16 protein-coding genes are annotated in these 19,046 nt (G+C 72.3%); 12 read left to right on the top strand and 4 right to left on the bottom strand.

What is annotated here, in order from left to right; genetic code table 11:
- Together AC5L36_RS18565 and AC5L36_RS18560 are read right to left on the bottom strand one after the other, a co-directional pair.
- On the bottom strand, nt 1-608 hold a 608-nt coding region (locus AC5L36_RS18565; protein WP_494908483.1), incomplete at its 3' end, for a cellulose-binding domain-containing protein.
- A 21-nt stretch (nt 609-629) separates the two neighbouring features.
- Complete coding sequence (locus AC5L36_RS18560) at nt 630-2,375, bottom strand: cellulose binding domain-containing protein (protein WP_441217631.1); 1,746 nt, start codon at nt 2,373-2,375, stop codon at nt 630-632.
- Between the two features lie 390 nt (nt 2,376-2,765).
- Here AC5L36_RS18560 and AC5L36_RS18555 point away from each other — a divergent pair, with 390 nt between their 5' ends.
- The gene (locus AC5L36_RS18555; RefSeq protein WP_441217629.1) at nt 2,766-4,058 is read left to right on the top strand and encodes a LacI family DNA-binding transcriptional regulator; all 1,293 of its coding nucleotides are present in this window, start codon (nt 2,766-2,768) and stop codon (nt 4,056-4,058) included.
- Nucleotides 4,059-4,493: 435 nt separating this feature from the next.
- On the opposite strand, the gene AC5L36_RS18550 is transcribed toward AC5L36_RS18555, so the two are convergent.
- Nucleotides 4,494-5,087, bottom strand: coding sequence for a TetR/AcrR family transcriptional regulator (locus tag AC5L36_RS18550; RefSeq protein ID WP_441217627.1), 594 nt, complete (start codon nt 5,085-5,087; stop codon nt 4,494-4,496).
- Nucleotides 5,088-5,160: 73 nt separating this feature from the next.
- On the opposite strand from AC5L36_RS18550, the gene AC5L36_RS18545 reads away from it, so the two are divergent.
- The 11 genes from AC5L36_RS18545 to AC5L36_RS18495 all read left to right on the top strand — a co-directional run bounded on the left by AC5L36_RS18545 (nt 5,161) and on the right by AC5L36_RS18495 (nt 17,156).
- On the top strand, nt 5,161-5,733 hold the full coding sequence (locus AC5L36_RS18545; RefSeq protein ID WP_441217625.1) for a dihydrofolate reductase family protein: 573 nt from the start codon (nt 5,161-5,163) through the stop codon (nt 5,731-5,733).
- A gap of 45 nt (nt 5,734-5,778) precedes the next feature.
- Entirely contained in the window at nt 5,779-6,909 is a 1,131-nt protein-coding gene (locus tag AC5L36_RS18540) for a GntG family PLP-dependent aldolase (protein ID WP_441217623.1), read from the top strand.
- Nucleotides 6,878-7,762: a cupin-like domain-containing protein gene (locus AC5L36_RS18535; protein WP_441217621.1), complete on the top strand. Its 885-nt coding sequence runs from the start codon at nt 6,878-6,880 to the stop codon at nt 7,760-7,762. The genes AC5L36_RS18540 and AC5L36_RS18535 overlap by 32 nt, the downstream gene beginning before the upstream one ends.
- A complete protein-coding gene (locus tag AC5L36_RS18530; RefSeq protein ID WP_441217619.1) occupies nt 7,759-9,234 on the top strand; it encodes an argininosuccinate lyase in 1,476 nt (491 codons plus the stop codon). Before AC5L36_RS18535 ends, AC5L36_RS18530 begins: the two co-directional genes overlap by 4 nt.
- 15 nt (nt 9,235-9,249) lie before the next feature.
- Entirely contained in the window at nt 9,250-10,194 is a 945-nt protein-coding gene (locus AC5L36_RS18525) for a GHMP family kinase ATP-binding protein (RefSeq protein WP_441217617.1), read from the top strand.
- Between the two features lie 67 nt (nt 10,195-10,261).
- The gene (locus tag AC5L36_RS18520) at nt 10,262-13,327 is read left to right on the top strand and encodes a non-ribosomal peptide synthetase (RefSeq protein ID WP_441217732.1); all 3,066 of its coding nucleotides are present in this window, start codon (nt 10,262-10,264) and stop codon (nt 13,325-13,327) included.
- Nucleotides 13,328-13,339: 12 nt separating this feature from the next.
- Entirely contained in the window at nt 13,340-13,600 is a 261-nt protein-coding gene (locus AC5L36_RS18515; protein WP_441217615.1) for a phosphopantetheine-binding protein, read from the top strand.
- Nucleotides 13,593-13,835, top strand: a complete 243-nt coding sequence (locus AC5L36_RS18510; protein WP_441217613.1) for a phosphopantetheine-binding protein — start codon at nt 13,593-13,595, stop codon at nt 13,833-13,835. Before AC5L36_RS18515 ends, AC5L36_RS18510 begins: the two co-directional genes overlap by 8 nt.
- A complete protein-coding gene (locus tag AC5L36_RS18505) occupies nt 13,835-15,022 on the top strand; it encodes an acyl-CoA dehydrogenase family protein (RefSeq protein WP_441217612.1) in 1,188 nt (395 codons plus the stop codon). The genes AC5L36_RS18510 and AC5L36_RS18505 overlap by 1 nt, the downstream gene beginning before the upstream one ends.
- Nucleotides 15,022-15,762, top strand: a complete 741-nt coding sequence (locus AC5L36_RS18500) for a thioesterase II family protein (RefSeq protein ID WP_441217610.1) — start codon at nt 15,022-15,024, stop codon at nt 15,760-15,762. The genes AC5L36_RS18505 and AC5L36_RS18500 overlap by 1 nt, the downstream gene beginning before the upstream one ends.
- The gene (locus AC5L36_RS18495; RefSeq protein WP_441217608.1) at nt 15,759-17,156 is read left to right on the top strand and encodes an amino acid adenylation domain-containing protein; all 1,398 of its coding nucleotides are present in this window, start codon (nt 15,759-15,761) and stop codon (nt 17,154-17,156) included. Before AC5L36_RS18500 ends, AC5L36_RS18495 begins: the two co-directional genes overlap by 4 nt.
- Nucleotides 17,157-17,190: 34 nt before the next feature.
- Here AC5L36_RS18495 and AC5L36_RS18490 read toward each other — a convergent pair whose 3' ends face one another.
- Nucleotides 17,191-18,870, bottom strand: a complete 1,680-nt coding sequence (locus tag AC5L36_RS18490) for a 2-isopropylmalate synthase (RefSeq protein ID WP_441217606.1) — start codon at nt 18,868-18,870, stop codon at nt 17,191-17,193.
- Nucleotides 18,871-19,046: the final 176 nt, after the last annotated feature.

The raw sequence follows: 19,046 nt of genomic DNA, 5'->3' as shown, positions 1-19,046 counted from the left end.
AGATGCCGCCCGTTGTACGGGGCGTAGGTGAAGTCCTTGAGCGACACCCATCCCGACCGCGGGTTCGCCAGCGAGCCCGTCGACGACCACCGGTACGTCGACGGAAGAGCGCACCCGGTGGGCGGAGCCGTCGTCGGTGGCGCGGTGGTCGGCACCGACGTCGTCGGCGGCGGAGTGGTCGGCCCGACGCTACCGGTGCACGCGGTGCCGTTGACCGCGAACGCGGTGGGCACCGGGTTCGAGCCGTTCCACGAGCCGTTGAACCCGAAGCCCGCGGTGCCGTTGGTGGGGATGCTGCCGTTGTAGCTGGCGTTGGTGACCGTGACCTGGGCGCCGGACTGGGCGACCGAGCCGTTCCAGAGCTGGGTGATGGTCTGCCCGGCGCCGAACGACCAGGTGAGTCGCCAGCCGTTGATCGCGTCGCCGAGGTTGGTGATGGTCACGTTGGCGCCGAAGCCACCCTGCCAGGAGTTGGTGATGGCGTATTCGACGCGGCAGCCGGCGGCCGCCTGTGCGCTGTTCGCGGTGAGCACCGCGGTGGCCCCGGCCACGGTGAGGCCGGCGGTAATGGCGGCCACCACCCGGACGCGGGTGCGAGGGAGCTTCATCAGGTCCTCCGGTGCGGGCTTTCAGAGGGTGAACACGACCGTGGAGATGCTGCGTGCGCCGACGTTGACGGTGACCTGCCCACCGTTGACGGTGGTCGGCTGGCTGGCCGCGTTGGCGTTCACCGAGGTGAGGTAGTGCTCGGCCCGGGTGACGTTCTGCGGCGCCTGGATCACGGCGTTGTCGACCGCGCTGTTCGACCGGTTGAGGATCACCAGCGTGATCTTCCCGCCACCCTGGTAGGCGGTGATCTCCAGCGGCGACGCCTTGGCGCTCTTCGTCAGGGCCACCCGCTGGTAGCCGGGGCGGACGTACTTGGCGTACTGCGAGAACGCGTATCCGCGCTTCAGCGGAGCCCCCGCGGTGGTGCCGTAGGCCGACTCGCCGTCGCCGATGAAGGAGTAGAAACGCTTGCCGTACCACCAGATGTAGGCGCTCCAGTTGGCCTCCATCGACCTGTGCACGGTGCGCATGATGGTGTCGAGGGTTTCGTTCCAGACCGTCACGTTGCCGGGGTTGCCCCAGATGTTGGAGCCGCCGCCGTCGGCCTCGTGGAAGTTCCACTCGGTCATCCACACCGGCTTGTTGTGCTGCGCGGCCAAGGGGTAGGGCGCGAGGCGGCCGGCGCTCTCGGTGCCGTACAGGTGGCCGCCGATGTAGCCGATGTTGTTGCGGGCGGTCGCGTCGTTGAGGGTCGGATCGGTGAAGCTGTAGTTCAGGTTCACCGCCTCGGCGACCATCAGCTTGGTGTTCTGCACCCGCGCGCCCTGGTCGCGCACGAAGTTGCGCAGCTCGGTGCCGTTCCAGTCCATCGAGTCGTAGTCCGGGTGCCAGTCCGGCTCGTTCTGCACGGACGTGACGTCGATCGCGACGCCCTGGTCGCGCATGTACTGGACGTAGCTGTTCAGATGGTTCGCGTAGTCGTCGTAGTAGTCGGTCCGGAGCTTGCCGCCGTTGGTCCGGCTGTTGTTCGTCTTCCACGCCGCCGGTGCCGTCCACGGCGACCCGAGGATCTTCACGTTCGACCCGTACGACTTCGCCGTTCTCAGGGAGTTCACGTGGGTCGCCCACTCGCTGGAGACCGGCGAGATGCCGGTACGCACGATCGACAGCCCGAACTGGTTGGCGCCCATGCCGACGAGCGTCTGCGTCTCGGCCGTCGACCAGGCGCTGCTGCCCCAGATCGCCGTCGCGGCCCCGAAACCGTCGACAGTCTGGTACCTGGTGCCGCTGTTGACCGTGATGTCCGCGGCGCTGGGCGGTCCGGTCGTGGGCGGCGCCGTGGTCGGGGGCGCGGTGGTGGGCGGTGCGGTGGTGGGCGGTGCCGTCGTCGGCGGTGCGGTCGTCGGCACGCCGCCGGTGCAGACGACCCCGTTCATCGCGAAGCTTGTCGGCGCGGGGTTGCCGCCGGTCCACGAGCCGTTGAACCCGAACGAGGCCGTGCCGTTGGTCGCGATGGCCCCGTTGTAGCTGGCGTTTCTGGCGGTGACCGCGGCGCCGCTCTGGCTCACGGTCGCGTTCCAGGCCTGCGTGACGGTCTGGCCGGCGCTGTAGGACCAGGTCAGCGTCCAGCTCGTCACCGGGTCGCCGAGGTTGGTGATGGTGACGTTGGCGCCGAAGCCACCCTGCCATTGCGACGACACCGCGTAGTTCACCGAACAACCGGCGGCCGCGGCCCCGGCTGGCAGCGCCACGGCGACCGCGGTCGATGCCAACAGGACGGCGCCGGCCGACACCAACGCCGTCTTGGTCACTCTGGGTTTCCTCATAGAACTTCTCCTGAAGTGGGAATCAGGGTGGCTGCGGGAGCGCTCCCCACGATCCGACGCGGAACGCTGGTCTTTCGTGATCCGGGAACGAGCGAGCCGAGGAGGGTGCGCCGGAGCCTCCCGGACCGGCCGTCACTCGTGACGGCCGTGATCGTGCGACGATCGGGTCCGGTGGGACTGCGTGGCACCCTCCTCGCGTGGCCTGTCCGGCGAAGCCGGCCGGCTCCGACGTAGGCGGTCGAGGGTGCCCTTTCCCTGACCGCGCCCAGCTCCGAAACAGTTAGCATTATCGATGGAAATCGTTAGTCCTGACAAGCGACAGCGGTGATTGTGTCGTGGAGCCGCACCACATTGATGCATGGAGCTACGGCTATTTGCTACCGTCGCTCCATGGCTGGCGCCGTCGGTTTTCGACCGGCTCGAGGCGAGATCGAGACACTCCCCAGCGGATCGCTGCGCGTGCGGGTCTACGCCGGCGTCGACCCGCTCACCCGAAAGCGCCGCTACCTCACCGCGACGGTCCCGGCCGGACCGGGCGCCGCCGAGGAGGCCGAGGCGGTACGTGTGCGCCTGCTGGGCGAGGCAGAGCAACGCCGAGCCGCACCGGCCGCCGCCCGCGCCGACCAACCACCGTCCGCGACCGCCACCGCCGACCGCGGCCGTCCGGCCGACCGCCGGCAGGGCGACATGACGGTCGCGGCGATCGCGCGCCTCGCGGGAGTGTCCGCGGCGACGGTGTCCAAAGTGCTCAACGGTCGATCGGGGGTGGCTCCACGGACCCGGCAGCAGGTCGAAGCCGTGCTGCGTGAGCACCGCTACCGCCGCCCGGAGACGCCGGCCCGCGCGGCGACCATCGAGGTCGTCTTCTACGGCATGCTGAGTAACCTGGCGATCGTCATCATGCAAGGGGTCGAACAGGTCGCGTCCGCCCACAACCTCTCAGTCGGCTTCATCGACGTGCTCCACCAGACGTCCGCCGGTCGCACCTGGGCCCACGACCTGCTCGCCCGCCGCCCGACCGGCGTCATCAGCGTCCATCTGCACTTTCCCACCGAGCAGCACGCCCTGCTCGCCGCCAGCGCCATCCCGCTGGTCGCCCTCGACCCCACCGGCGAGCCGGAACACCCGGTGCCGTCGGTGGGAGCCACCGACTGGAACGGTGCGCTGGCGGCCGCCCGGCACCTGCTGCACCTCGGGCACCGGCGCATCGCCGCCATCACCGGGCCCACCGAGAGGCTCTCCGCCCGGCGCCGGCTCGACGGCATCCGCGCCGCGATGGACGCCGCCGGGACGCCGATGGACGAGCGGCTGATCCGCACCGGACAGTGGTTCGCGTTCGAAGACGGCCTCAGCCACGGACGGGAGCTGCTCCGCCTCGCCGACCCGCCGACCGCGATCCTGTGCGGCAACGACCTGCAAGCGCTCGGCGTCTACGAGGCGGCCCGGCTCGCCGGTCGGCGGATCCCCGAAGACCTCAGCGTGGTGGGCTTCGACGACATCTCCGCCACCCGGTGGTGCGGTCCGCCGATGACCACGGTGCGGCAGCCTTTCGCCGAGATGGGCGCCACGGCCGCGAGGCTGGTCCTGGCGATGGCCGCCGGGCACCCGCTCCCGCAGGACCGCGTCGAGTTCGCCACCACCCTCATCGTCCGGGACAGCACCGCCCCACCGGCGGCCGCCTGATCCGCGCGGTCGCGGGCACCCAACCCCCGCGACCGCTTGCGTAGGTGGCGTGCGACGTCAACCCGGCGGCGGTTCAACGTTGCCCCATCAGGGCCTGGGGGCCTCGGCAAACCCGGCGACAGAGGCTCTCTGGACAGCTTTCGGAGTGGGGGTTATGCGCGCGGCGGCGTCAGGCAGATTTCCCCACGTCCGCGTCAGCGACGGACCGTATGCTCCCGCGGGCACCGCTCCCGGCCGGCGGATCGAGGTAACGAGGGCGGGTGACGCTGGCGATCGTGGTACACAACTGCCCCTTGAGGGGCAGTAAACGTCCACGATCTGTTCGCCCGCCGCCAAGATCGACGCCGATCAAGGCATCGTGGACAGAGCCGCAAGTGACGCGGACGTGGGAAAATCTGCCTTGGAAGCAACGCCAGGGCGGGCGGTGACCCTGACTCAGAAAGCTCCCTGGACCGTCCCCGGCGTGGTGACGCGCTCGACCGCCTTGACCACCAGATCGTCCACCTCCTCCGGGGTGAACAGCTCCGGCAGGGTCAGCGTCTCGACGATCAGCCAGTTGAGCGCCAGCATGAGCAGCTTGACCGAGGTCGCGTCGCCCGGCATGCCCTGCTCCAGGTGGTAGGCGATGTTGGCGTCCATGTCGGCGCGCACCCGCTTGGTGAGCACGGCGCGCAGCTCGGGTCGGCGGGTCGCCTCCAGGCGCAGCTCCAGCATGGCGAGATAGCCGCCGCGGAACGCGGTGATCCGGCCGACCAGCTCACGCATCAGCGCGGTCACCTTTGCCGTGTCCCGCGGCCCTTTCGCGGCGGCGGCCCAGGTCGCCTCGTCGGGCATCCATCGCTCGTAGACCCGCTCGGCGGTCTGCGTGAGCAGCTCGTCGCGGTTGGCGAAGTAGTTGGACGCGGTGCCGACCGGGGTCTTCGCCTCGGCGTCGACCGCCCGGAAGGTCAGGCCGCGCGCGCCCTCTCCGGCCAGCACTTCGATGGCGGCGTCGAGGAGGGCTGTCCTGCGCTGGAGGTTCGTTCGCATGTTGACACCGTACCAGTTGTAGTACTACGGTTGCACCACTTCAGCTGGAGTACTACATACGGAGTGGTTAGGTATGCGAAAGCTTGTCTACTACGTCGCCGTCTCGATCGACGGCTACATCGCCGGCCCCGGCGGCGAGGTCGACTTCTACCCGGTGAGCGACGACATGGCCGCGTGGATGAACGAGCGGTACCCCGAGGTGATCCCCACGCACATCCGCGCGCACGTCGGCCTCTCCGACGCGCTCAACAAGAGGTTCGACACGCTGGTGATGGGCCTGGGCACCTACCAGCCCGCCCTGGACATCGGCATCTCCAGCCCGTACGCCCACCTCCGGCAGTACGTGGTGTCGTCGACCCTGGAGAAGATCGACGACCCGTCGGTCGAGCTCGTCCCCGGCGACCCGACAGCGCTGGTGCGCGCGCTCAAGGCGGAGCCCGCCGGCAAGGACATCTACCTCGCCGGCGGCGGCAAGCTCGCCGGGTCGCTGCTGCCGGAGATCGACGAGCTGATCGTCAAGTGGTACCCGGTGGTCGCCGGCGCGGGCATCCCGGCCTTCCAGGGTGGATTCGACCCCACGCTCTTCAGGCCGACGGAGCGGGAGTCGTTCGACAACGGCGCGCAGGTGACCTGGTTTCAGCGATAGGGAGCTGAAAGATGACCGATGGAACGGGAGGGTGAGCTGTGCCGCGTGAGCGACCCAACCCCGGCAGCGGGCCCGGTCAACTGGCCCGTCGAGCTGCGTAGCGACACCTTCACCTTGCCCACGCCCGAGATGTTGCGGGCGATGTCCACAGCGGAACTGGGCGACGACGTCTACGGCGAGGACCCGACGGTACGCGCGCTGGAGGAGCTCTCCGCGGAGCTCCTCGGCAAGCGGGCCGCCTGCTTCATGCCGACCGGGACCATGGCCAACCTGGCCAGCATCCTCACCCACTGCCCGCGCGGCTCCAAGGTCGTCGTGGGCGAGGACTCCGACATCTACGTGTACGAGGCGGGCGGCGCCTCGGTGTGCGGCGGCGTGGTGTACCACCCGGTGCCCAACCGTCCTGATGGGACGATGGACCTGGCGGCGATCGAAGCGGCCTTCCCACCGGACGAAAGCGATCCGCAGTTCGCGCTGCCCGCCCTGATCTGCGTGGAAAATCCGCAGAACCACAGCGGAAGCCACGTCCTGCCGATGTCGTACCTCGCCGCCGTCGCCGAGCTCGCGCGGGAAAAGGGACTGCCGGTCCACCTGGACGGTGCGCGGGTCTTCAACGCCGCGCTGGCCATCGGCGTGGACCCGGCGGAGATCGCCGGCCACGCCGACTCCGTGCAGTTCTGCCTCTCCAAGGGCCTTGGGGCGCCGGCCGGGTCGATGGTCGTGGGGACCGAGACGTTCGTGGGCGGAGTGCGGCGGATCCGGAAGCTGCTGGGCGGTGGCATGCGGCAGTCCGGCGTGCTGGCCGCCGCCGGGATCGTGGCGCTGCGCGAGCGCGACCGCCTCCGCGAGGACCACGCGACCGCCCGGCGCCTCGCCGAGGGACTCGCCGCCATCCCCGGAATCGAGGTGGAGCCGGCGGAGCCGCGGACCAACATGGTGTTCTTCCACGCCGAAGGTCTCGCCAATCGTGAGCTGCTGGCCGCCGCCGCGGCGGGCGGGGTGGCCATCGCCGAACTGGGCACGCGCATCCGCGCGGTCACCCACCGGGGTGTCTCGATCGCCGACGTCGACTACACCGTCGAGGTCATCCGCCGCGCCTGCGCGGAGGGGTCCGGAAAAAAGACCGAGCCGACAAGGAGTAACCATGCCAGCCGTGGCACCGCCCTCGCCCGTTGACGTCCGGCCGAACCTGTCGGTGGAGGAGTTCTACGCCGACTACGTGAACACCAAACCGGTGCTGATGAAGGGCGCCCTCGCCGACCTGCCCGCCGCGGAACGCTGGTCGCTGCCGTACTTCGCGTCCGTGGCGCCCGACCTCGAGGTGCGCCTGAAGACCGGCCGGGTCGCCGAGGGCAACACCACGACGATGCGGCTGGCCGACTACGCCAAGGCGGCCGAGGAGTGGGAGGACTCGGACCGGGCCGGCGACCCGCCCGGGTACCTGCACGACGTGCCGCTGCTGACCCTCATCCCGCAGCTGCGCGACGACCTGGAGCCGTTTCCCCGGGCGATGTTCCCGTCCTTCTTCGCCAAGCAGTGGTGGGTGTTTCCACAGTTCTTCGTCGGCCCGTCGGTGTCGCAGACACCACTGCACTTCGACACGCTGCTGACCCACAACCTGTTCTTCCAGCTCGACGGGCGCAAGCGGTTCCTCATGATCGCCGCGGCCGACCGGGAGCGCTGCTACCCCTACAAGTGGCGGTGGTCGCCGGTCGACCCGGACGAGCCCGACCTGGAGCGGTATCCCCGGTTCGCGGGCGTGGAGACGTACGAGTGCTTCGTCGAGGGCGGCGACCTGTTCTACATGCCGCCCGGCACGCTGCACAAGGTGACCTCGCTGACCTCGTCGGTGTCGTTCAACATCGACTGGCACGACCGCAAGAGCGCCGTCCGGGGCCTGGCCGCCGCGAGGTACGGGATGCCGGCGCAGAACCTGCGCTACAACCTGCTCTTCGCGTTGGGCATGTGTGGAGTGCCGCTGAAGGCCCTCATGCCGGCGCTCAGGTCTTACTTCACCTACATCTCATGACCGCGGCGCTCAGCGGACGGCTGCGGCGGCCGCCGAAGGCGCTCGTGCGCGAGGACATCCTCGATCCGCAGTTCCGTCACGACGCGGAGCACCTGCTCGGATTCCACGTCCTGGTGGAGAAGGTCCTGCTGGCCGAGTACCACCGGATGGGGCTGCTGGACGCCGGGCAGGTGCGCGGCATCGCCACGGCGCTCGACGGCGTGACGCGGCAAAGCCTAGCCGCCGATCCCGAGGCGAACCTGTCCGACCTGGCCTTCGCCGTGGAGCGCCAAGTCACCGCGCGACTCACCGTGCCGGTCTGGCATGTCGACCGCAGCCGCAACGACCTGCAAGCCTGTGCGCAGCTCATGTACGGGCGGGAGGAGGCGCTGCGCACCGTCGCCGCGGTGCTGTACTGCGCCTCGGCCGCGCGCCTGCTGGCCGCCCGGCACACCGGCTCGGTCATGCCGGGGTACACCCACCTCCAGGCCGCGCAGGTCATCACGTCCGGCTTCTTCGTCAGCGCCGTGTCGGCGCATCTGCTGCGCACCGCGGACCGGATGCTGGCGACCTACGACGGGTTCAACCGCTGCCCGCTCGGCAGCGGCGCGCTGGCCGGCCAGGAGCTGCGGTGGGACCGCGACCGGATGGCGGACCTGCTCGCCTTCGCCGGTCCGGAGCCGCACGCGCTCGTCGGGGTGGCCTCCCGGGCCTGGCTGCTGGAGCTGGCCGGCGAGTGCTCGACCTTCGCGGTCGGGCTGAGCCGCATGGTGACCGACCTGATGACCTGGTCGGGCAGCGAGCACGGGCTGGTCGAGCTGCCGGACGACCTCGCCGGGATATCGTCGGCGATGCCGCAGAAAAAGAACTACCCGATCCTGGAACGCGTCCGGGGCCGCACCGCGCACCTCACGTCCTGGTACGTCGACGTCGCCACGGCGCAGCGCGCCACGCCGTACAGCAACACCGTCGAGGTGTCGAAGGAGAGCGCGGCCCAGCTCGGCTCCGCCATGGCCACGATGCGGTCGGTGCTGCGGCTGCTCACCGAGGTCTTCGAACGGCTCGAGTTCCGCACCGGACACGCCCGCGAGCGCTGCGCCGAGGAGTACCTCGGCGGGTTCTCGCTCGCCAACCGGCTGGCCCTGGACGGTGCGGTGCCGTGGCGGACCGCGCAGGTCATCGCCGGGCGGTACGTGGTGGCGGCGCTCGAGGCCGGGCTGCCCGCGACGGCCGTCGACGGCCGGCTGCTCGCCGCGGTCGCCGGGGAGTACGGTCACGTCGTGACCGATCCGGAACGGCTGCTGCGCGAGTCGTTCGACCCGGTGGCCGAGCTGCACCGGCGCCGCTCCCGCGGATCGGCGCACCCGCACGAGGTGGCCCGGCTGCTGGACGAGCAGGAGCGCGAGCACACCCGCCTCGCCGCGGCCCTCGCGGCCCGCCGGGACGCGGTCGACGCGGTGCCGGCGCGCGTCGACCGGCTGCTCGGCGGGTAACCCGGGGCGGCTTCGATGACGGAGACGATGTTCCACCGTGCCGAGCTCGGTGAGGCGTACGGCAGCGCGGCGGCGTTCGGCACGTTCGGCGAGCTGCTGCAAGGCGCGCTCCCCGACGGCGACGACTTCCTCGTGACGATGCCGATCGCCCGCTGGAGCCGGGCCCGCCTGCTGTTCGACCCGCGCGCTCACGCCGTGCACGTACGGCCGGCGCACAAGTCGAAGGCGCGCTGGCTCGTCGAGGCGATGCTGCGCCACCACGGCGCCCGCGGCGGCGGCGTGCTGCTGCTCGACTCCGACCTGCCCGAGGGCAAGGGCCTGGCGAGCTCGTCGGCCGACCTCGTGGCGACCGCGCGGGCCGTGGGACAGGCCATCGGCGCGGCACCGGCGCCCGCCGAGATCGAGGCGCTGCTGCGCCTGATCGAGCCGACCGACGGCGTCATGTACCACGGCGTCGTCGCGTTCCACCACCGGCAGGTGCGGCTGCGCGCGGAGCTGGGGCACCTGCCGCCGATGACGGTCGTGGGGGTCGACGAGGGCGGCGAGATCGACACGCTGTCGTTCAACAAGGTGCCCAAGGTGTTCTCCACCCAGCACCGCCGCACGTACCAGCGGCTCCTGGCGGCGCTGACCGCGGCGATCCGGGCGGAGGACGTGGCGGCCATCGGCGAGGTGGCCACCCGCAGCGCGGTGATGAACCAGCGCCTGTGTCCAAAGCGGACGCTCGACCGGATGCTCGACATCTGCCGCCAGGTCGGCGGGCTCGGCGTGGTCGCCGCGCACAGCGGCACCGCGCTCGGGATCCTGCTCGCCGACCGGCAGCCGGGCCACGACGAGCGGCTGCGGCGTACCCGGCGGATGTGCGCCGCCCTCACCGGCACGGTGTGGGTCGACCATTCCCTGCCGGGTCCGGACGGCACGGGCTACCTGTCCCGCGATAGCGCCGCGATAGGTAGGTGAAGGCCGGCCCGACCACCGTGTACCGGGTCAGGACGGGCAACCGGACGGAGGTGAGGCGGTGTCCAGCATGCAGGGCACGGTGCCGGCGCTGGTCGCCGCGCGAGTGGCGGCTTCGCCCGACGCGACCGCGGTGGTCGACGGTTGCGGCACACTGTCCTATCAGGAGCTGAACGCGCGCGCGGACCTCGTCGCGGCCCGGCTGACCGCCGCGGGCGTCCAGCCCGAGTCGGTGGTCGGCGTGCTGATCGACCGGTCAGCCACCATGGTCGTGGCCTGGCTCGGCGTGTTGAAGGCCGGCGCGGCCTACCTGCCCCTCGACCCGTCGTATCCGGCGTCGCGGCTGCACTTCATGCTCGCCGACGCCGGCGTGAGCCTGGTGCTGTGCGACCCGCGGACCGGCGGCCTGCTGGCCGGCACCACCCACCGGGCGATGACGCTGGGCCCGGACTGGAGCGACGAGGCCGCACCGGCGACCGCCGACGTGGCGCCGGACGACCTGGCGTACGTCATCTACACCTCCGGCTCGACCGGCGAGCCCAAGGGCGCCATGGTCGAGCACCGCAACATCGTCAACACCGTCCGCTGGCTCGTCGACGAGGTCGGCGTGTACCCGGGCGACCGGGTCGGCCAGACCGTGGCGAGCGGCTTCGACGTGGCGACCTGGGAGATCTGGGGCGCCCTGAGCGCCGGCGCGGAGGTGCACATCGCGCCCGAGCCCGCCCGCCGCGCACCGGAGGAGCTGTGCCACTGGCTGGCCGCCGCCCGGATCGACACGGTCTTCCTGATCACCTCCGTCGCCGCCGTCGCGCTCCAGCACGGCTGGCTCGACGGGACCAGCCTGCGGACGCTGATGGTGGGCGGCGAGAAGCTGCACGCGTGGCCGCCGGCGGGCGTACCGTACCGGTTCCTCAACCTGTACGGCCCGACCGAGACCGCCGTCATCGCGACGTACGCCTGGTTCGACGGACACGACGAGGGCCTGCCGCCGATCGGCCGGCCGATATCCCACACCACCGCGCACGTCCTGGACGAGCGCCGGCAGCCGGTGCCCCTGGGCGAGGTGGGCGAGCTGTACCTCGGCGGCGCCGGCGTCGGCCGCGGCTACCTCGACCGGCCGGAGCTGACCGCGGAGCGGTTCGTGGCGGACCCGTCCGATCCACAAAGGACGCTCTACCGGACCGGAGACCTCGTGCGGTGCCGGCCGGACGGGCAGCTGGAGTTCGTCGACCGCGCCGACCGGCAGGTCAAGGTCCGCGGCTTCCGGATCGAGCTGGGCGAGGTCGAGGCGCACCTGCGCGCCCACCCGGTGGTCGACGAGGCCGCGGTCACCGTCTGGACGCCGGAGAGCGGCTACCCCCGGCTGGTCGGGTACGTGTCGGGCGCAGGCGTGGACGGCGAGGAGATCCAGCGGTGGCTCGGTGAGCGGCTGCCCGCGTACATGGTCCCGGCCGCCGTCATCCCGCTGGCCCGCATGCCGTTGACGCCCAACCAGAAGCTCGACCGCGGCGCCCTGCCCGATCCCACCGCGCTGTTCGCCCGGCGGCCGGCGGTGCCCGGGGCGGACGCGTGGGAGTCGGCGCTGGCCGAAGACTGGCGCGAGACGTGCGGCGTGGTGCCCCGGTCGCCGGCGGACAGCCTCGTCGAGCTGGGCGCCGGATCGCTCGACCTGATCGCGCTGCGGGCCCGGGTCCGCGCGCGGCGCGGGCTGACCGTGGCACCGTCCACTCTCACCCTCACCCAGACGCTGCGCGAGCAGGCGCTGCTGGTGGCCGGGCTGGCGCCGGGCACACCCGCGGCGCGCCCGGCCGGAGCGCGGTCCGGCGCCGGGAGCCTCGGCCAGGAGGCGCTGGTCTTCCTGGAAGAGATCAACGGCAGCGGCATGGGCTACCAGTACCAGATGGTCCTCGACGGGCCGGGCGAACCGGAGGTCTGCCATCTGGAGGAGGCCCTGCACGCCGTGCTGGAAGGGCAGGCGGCGCTGAGCGCCCGGTGGCGGATGACCGCGCGGGGGCTGGTCGGCGAGCCGGCCGGGCCGGCGGGCCCGCTGCTGCGCAAGCACCGCGCCGGCGCCGGCGAGCTGCCCAAGCTGCTGCGCGCGCTTGTCGCCCGCCCCATCCGGTACGACGACTTCCCGTTGCTGGGCTGGGATTTGATCACCCATCCGGGCGGCACGGCACTGCTCCAGCGCGAGCACCACATCGTCCACGACGGCTGGTCCGTCGGCGTCTTCCTGCAACAGGTGCGGGAGGCGTACGGCCGCTTCGCGCGGGGTGAGGGCTGGTCCCCGCCGTCCGACACCACGAGCTACTTCGACTGGGCCCGGGAGCAGCGGGAGTGGGTCGCCGGCCCGGACAGCGCGGCGGCGCGGGAGTACTGGTCCGGACAGCTGGCCGGCGTCGCCGGCGAACCGGCCGAGGACGCCGCCGTCCCGGAGCGGGGCCTGGCCACGGCGCGGACCGACACGCAGCCGCTGGGCGAGCGGCGGTCGGCACTGGTCGACCGGACCGCGGCCGGCCTCGGCGTCACCGCGTTCGCGCTGCTGCTGGCCTGCTACCGCCGGCTCGTCTTCGAGACCGCGCCGGGCGCGTGGCAGGTCATCGGCTCCAGCTTCGCCAACCGCGACGTCGACACCCGCGACATCGTCGGCCTGCTGGTGAACGTCCTGCCGCTGGTGTCGCGGCGGGAGCCGGTCGGGTCCCCTGTGGACGGTGCGCGCGCGGAGATGGGGCTGATCGCGGCGGCGGAGGTACACCAGCGGATGCCGACGCCCGAGATCCTCCGGCTGGCCGCCGGCCGGAGCCTCGCCAACAGCCAGCTCTACCCGGTCATGTTCAGCAAGCACGACTCGCCCCAGCCGGCCCTGCGGTTCGGCGACTGGCGGCCGGAGGTGCGGGAGCTGGCCAACGGGTACGGCCGCACCGGCCTGAGCGTGATCGTGATGAACCGGGGGCTTCAGCACGCCCGTAGCACCGCGAGCCATGGCGCCGGCGCGTACGCGCTGCGCTGGACGCACGACCGGGCGCGGTACCCGGACGCGGCCGTCGCCGAGCTCCAGCGGCGCTTCGTCCAGCTCCTGGACCGGGCGTGCGCCGAACCGACCAGCCCGTGGCCGAGCCACATTCCCGCCGCCTGAAGAGGTGCTCACATGCCCACCGAGACCGTGCAGCTCGCCGAGACCATCCGTACCCGCTGGTGTGAGGTGCTGTCCGTCAGCGACGCCAGCCCGGACGACGACTTCTTCCTCAGCGGCGGCCACTCGCTGTTCGCCGTGCGGCTGACCGCCGTCCTGCGCGAGGACCTCGGCGTCCGGGTACCCGTCGCCGCCATCTTCGAGACCCGCACCCTGGGCGCCTTCACCGACCGGGTGGCGAGCTTCGTCCACGACCAGGCGCCGGCCGATGGCTGAGGTGGTCGACGTGACCGCCCGCGTCCGGGAGGCGTGGGAGGTCGTCCTCGACGCGCGGGTGTCCGACGACGCCAACTTCTTCGCGCTCGGCGGAAACTCGATGGCCGCGATGTCGATCTCCGGCCGGCTGGAGGAGGAGTTCCGGGTGCGGCCGAAGCTGCGCGCGCTCTTCGACCACCCGCGGTTCGCCGACTACGTGACCGAGGTCTCCAGGATCCTTCGGGAGGTGCCCTGATGTTGGACACGAGCGTCGACTTCGTACCCACCACGGACCCCGCGCGGATGCTCGACGATCCCGCGGCGGCCCGCGCGATCCTGCGACAGGTCCTGGCGTACCTGGACGAGCGCGCCGCCGACCTCGACCCGGCCGCGCAGCTTGACCTGGCCCGCCGGGTGGGGCTGCGGTCCGGGCTGTACGCGGCCCAGTTCCCGGTCGAGTACGGCGGCTGGGACATGACCGAGACGCTCGCCGCGGAGCTGCGCGAGGAGGCCGCCGCGACCGGCACCGGCTACTCGCGGGTGATCCTGTCCTCGCACGAAGGCCCCAGCCGGATGCTGCTGTCGGCGACGCCCGAGCAGCGGGAGCGGTGGCTGCGCCCGCTGGTCGACGGGCGCCTCACCCGGTGCCTGGCGATGACCGAGGAGCGCGGCGGCTCCGACCTGACCCGGGTCGCCAGCAGCGCCACCTGGTCGGGCGGCAAGTGGGTGCTGACCGGCCGCAAGTTCCTGATCAGCAACGCGGCGCAGGCCGACGTCGCGATCGTGCTCGTGCGGGCGGTCGGCGCGCGGGTGGAGGGGCCCACGTTCTTCGTCTTCGGCACCGACACGCCGGGGTGGCGCGTGGTCCGCGCGCTGCCCGGCATGGACCCGCTGTACACCCAGTACGAGGTCGAGCTCGACGCGATCGAGCTGCCGGAGGACGCGGTGGTCGGCGGTCCGGAGCGGGTCGGCGGCGCGGCCGGCGTGGCCAGCGAATGGCTGCCGTTCGGCCGGATCTGCCTCGCCGCCCGGGCGGTCGGCCTGGCCCGCTGGGCGCTCAACGTGGCCCGCCGCCACGCCGACCAGCGGGTCGTCTTCGGCGTGCGGCTCAGCGAGAAGCAGTACATCCGGGAGTTCATCGTCCGGTCCGACATCAAGGTCGAGGCGTCCCGCGCGCTGCTGCGAAAAGCGGCGGCGGCACTGGACGCCGGCCACCTCGCCGTACGCGAGGCGGCGATGGCCAAGCTCTGCGCGACCGAGGCGGCGTGCGAGGTCATCGACGACGCCATGCAGGTGCTCGGCGGGCGCGGCTGGCTCGTCGAGTACGGGCTGGAGCGCGCGTACCGCGAGGCGCGCCTGCTGCGGATCGTCGACGGCACCTCCGAGATGCTCAAGGAGACGGTGTTCCACATGCCGCCGCACACCGGCGAGAGGAGCTACTGATGGCGGCGCCGTCGCTGTGGCTGCACCAGATCCGGGAGGGGGACGCGCCGTTCGTGTTCTTCCCGCCGGCGGGTGCCAGCGCGTCGTCGGCCTACGCGGTGGTCGGCGCGTTCGGTCCGGAGTGGTCGGTCTGGGGCGTGCAGTATCCCGCGCGCGGACCGCGCCTGCGCGAGGCGGCACCCGGGTCCATCCGCGAGCTGGCGGCGGCCTGCCTTCCGTCCATTGTCGACGACGCGGGCCGCACCGTCCTGTTCGGACACAGCTTCGGCGCGTACGTCGCGTACGACGTGGCCCAGCTGCTGGAGGGCCTGGGCAGTCCGGCCGCCGGCCTTGTCGTCGCCGGGGTTCCCGCCCCGGGTACGCCGCTGCCCGGCCTGTCCGCCGAGGACCTGGCCGAAGGCGCGCTGATCGCGGCGCTGCGCCGGCAGGGCGGCACCGCGGCCGACCTGCTCGCCGACGAGGAGCTGATGGAGCTGATCCTGCCGGCCCTGCGCGCCGACCTCACGCTCAGCCGGGAGTACACCGACGACCACGGCCGCCGGCTCACCACCCCGGTGGCCGTGCTCGGCGGCCGCGACGACCATGTGGTCACGGCGGAGCAGCTCGAAAGCTGGGCGGGCACGACGGAGTCCTGGCTCGGCTGCGAGCTCGCCGGCGGTCACCACTTCTTCTACGTCGACGACCCCGACCTCCTGGCCCGGACCGTCGACCGCCACTGGTCGCGCGTGGCTTCGGCATGACACCGCCCGATCCGCTCACCCGCTTCGCCCGGACGGTGCGGGAGGCGCCCGCATGGCCGGCGGTGCGGTGCGGCGGCACCGTGCTCAGCTTCGCCGAGCTCGACGAGCGGACGGCACGCCTGGCCGCGATGCTGCGGGCACAGGGGATCGGGCCCGGCGACCGGGTGGGCGTCAGCCTGCCCCGCGGTGTCGACCTGGTCGTGGCGCCGCTCGCGGTGTGGCGCGCCGGCGCCGCCTACGTGCCCCTCGACCCGGGCTACCCGGCGGAGCGGCTGGCGTTCATGGCCGCCGACGCCGGCATCGCCACGCGAGTCACCTCGATCGCGCCGGCCGGCGGCCCACGACCGTCCATTTCGGACTGGGCCGCCCCCGAGCTGCCGGCGTACGTCGTCTACACCTCCGGCTCCACCGGGAGGCCCAAGGGCGTCGAGGTGACCCGCGGCCACGTCGCCGCGCTCATGGCCGCGCTCGAACAAGCCGGCGTGTATCCCGCGTGCCGCCGCGTGGTCGGCTGGAACGCCAGCATGTCCTTCGACGCCTCGGTCAAGCAGTGGATCCGGGTGTGCCGCGGCGACACCGTCGTCGTGCTGGAGGACGCCGACCGCACCGACCCGGACCGGCTGCGGGCGCTGGTGGAGACGGCCGGCATCCAGGATCTGGACATGACGCCCACCCACTGGCAGATCGCCGGCGAGGAGCTGGGCCGGCCACTGCCCGCCGGCCGGGTGCTGCGGCTGCTCCTGGGCGGCGAGCCGGTGCCGGAGCGGATCTGGCAGGAGATCGCCGAGGCGCCGTGGCTGGACGGACTCAACCTGTACGGCCCGACCGAGTGCACAGTGGACGCCACGGTCGCGCCGATCGCCGGCCCGGTGCCGCACCTGGGCACACCGTTGCCGGACAGCACCGTGTACGTGCTGGACGGGAAGCTCTGCCCGGCCGACGACGGCGAGGTGTACATCGGCGGACCGCGGGTGGCGCTCGGGTACGTCAACCGTCCCGGCCTGACCGCGCGGCGCTTCCTGCCGGACCCGTTCACCGGCGGCCGGATGTACCGCACCGGCGACCGCGCCCGCCGCACCGCGGAGGGGCTGCTCACCTTCGCCGGGCGCGCCGACCGCCAGGTCAAGTGGCGCGGCTACCGGGTGGAGCTGGGTGAGATCGAGCACCACCTGCGCACCCACCCCGAGGTCGCGGCCGCCGCCGTCGTGCTGCGGGGCGAGCGGCTGGTGGCCTACGTCGTACCCGCCGGCGCGGAGCCGCCGCGCGGCGACCGGTTGGTGCGCCACCTGCTCGGCTCGCTGCCGGAGTTCATGCTGCCGTCCACGTTCGTCGCGCTCGACGCGCTGCCGGTCACCCCGAACGGCAAAGTGGACCTCGCCACACTCGCCGGGTAGGCCGCGGGGCGCCACGGCCTACCCGGCCACGTCGCTACGCCATGATCCGGTTGACCGCCGACAGCACGGCGTTGAGCGCCGCGCGGGCCGGCGCCGGGTCGAGGCCGACACCGTAGGCGGCGGCACCGTCGACGGACGCCTCGGCGTACACGGCGGTGTACGGCCCGGCCGGGTCGGCGACGCTCTGCTCGGTCACGGCGCGCACCTCCACCGGCTGGCCCTCGCGCCCCAGGCCGTCGGCGAACGCGGCCACCACGTCGGCGCCCGCACCGGCGACCCGCGCCTCGCGGCCGTCGGCGAACGCGACAAGGGCGTCGAGCCGGACCAGGTCGCCGTCGCGCCACTCCTGAAACTCCTTGAGCAGCAACGACGGGTGCGGGTGCAGGTACTCGTTGCGGAACGTGTCCCACAGCTGCCGCGAGTCGAGCTCCATGCCGCTCTCGTCGGCCGCCCGCTGGACCACCTTGGCGAACTCCGCCCGCAGACCCACCGGGACGTCCAGGCCGTACCGGGTGCGCAGCACGTGTGCCACACCGCCCTTGCCGGACTGGCTGTTGACCCGCACCACCGACTCGTACGTGCGGCCGACGTCCCGCGGGTCGATCGGCAGGTACGGCACCGACCACGGCAGGGCGCCCGGCGGCCGCTCCTCCGCGCGGGCCCGGTCCTCCAGCGCCCGGAAACCCTTCGCGATGGCGTCCTGGTGGGTGCCGGAGAACGCGGTGTACACGAGGTCGCCCACGTACGGGTGGCGCTGCCCGACCGGCATCCGGTTGCACTGCTCGACGGTGCGGCGGATGTCGTCGATGTCGGAGAAGTCGAGCTGCGGGTCGACGCCGTGGCTGAACATGTTGAGCGCGAGCGTCGCCAGGCAGACGTTGCCGGTGCGCTCGCCGTTGCCGAACAGCGTGCCCTCCACCCGGTCGGCGCCGGCCAGCAGCGCCAGCTCGGCGGAGGCGACGGCGGTGCCCCGGTCGTTGTGCGGGTGTACGGACAGGACGATCGAGTCCCGGCGGTCCAGGTTGCGGTGCATCCACTCGATCTGGTCGGCGAACACGTTCGGCGAGTCGGTCTCCACAGTGGACGGCAGATTGACCGTCACCGGCCGGTCCGGCGCGGCGTCCCACGTCGCCGCCACCGCGTTCGCCATCTCCAGCGCGAACTCCGGCTCGGTCACGTTGAACGTCTCCGGCGAGTACTCGAAGCACAGCCGGGAGCCGGTCATCCGGTCGGCCAGCCGCGCCACGTGCGCGGCGGCGCCGGTGGTCACCTCGCGCAGCTGGGCGGCGGACATCCGGAACACCACCTCCCGCCACAGGCACGCGGTGGCCATGCACAGGTGCACCATCGCCCGGTCCGCCCCCTCGATCGCCGCGAACGTGCGCTCGATCAGGTCGAGCCGGGCGGGCGTGAACACGGCGATCGTCACGTCGTCGGGGACGCGGTCCTCGGTGACCAGCCGCCGGACGAAGGTGAAGTCCGCGTCGCTGGCGGACGGGTAGCCGACCTCGATCGCCTTGAACCCCATCCGCACCAGCAGGTCGAACATGGCGCCCTTGCGCGCCGGGGACATCGGGTCGGGCAGCGCCTGGTTGCCGTCCCGCAGGTCCACGGAGCACCACAGCGGCGGATGGTCGATGGTCCGGCCGGGCCAGGCACGGTCGGCCGCTCCTCCCGGGCGCCGCTCCTCCCGGGTGTACCGGTGGACGGGCATCGAGGACCCCCGCTGAAGGTTCCAACCGGGCTGCCCGGGCCAGGCCGGGCCCGATGGCGTCCGCAGTCCCGGATGGCTTGCCGGCGCCGTGTCTGTGTCGAACATCGGCTGTACTCCTCACCGTGCGACGGATCGACCCGTGGACGGTAGGGAGCCGCGCCATTCCCGGCCTATCG

It is taken from the genome of Phytohabitans sp. LZ39, assembly GCF_059359075.1.
This window is presented reverse-complemented; position numbering and strand designations above follow the sequence as displayed.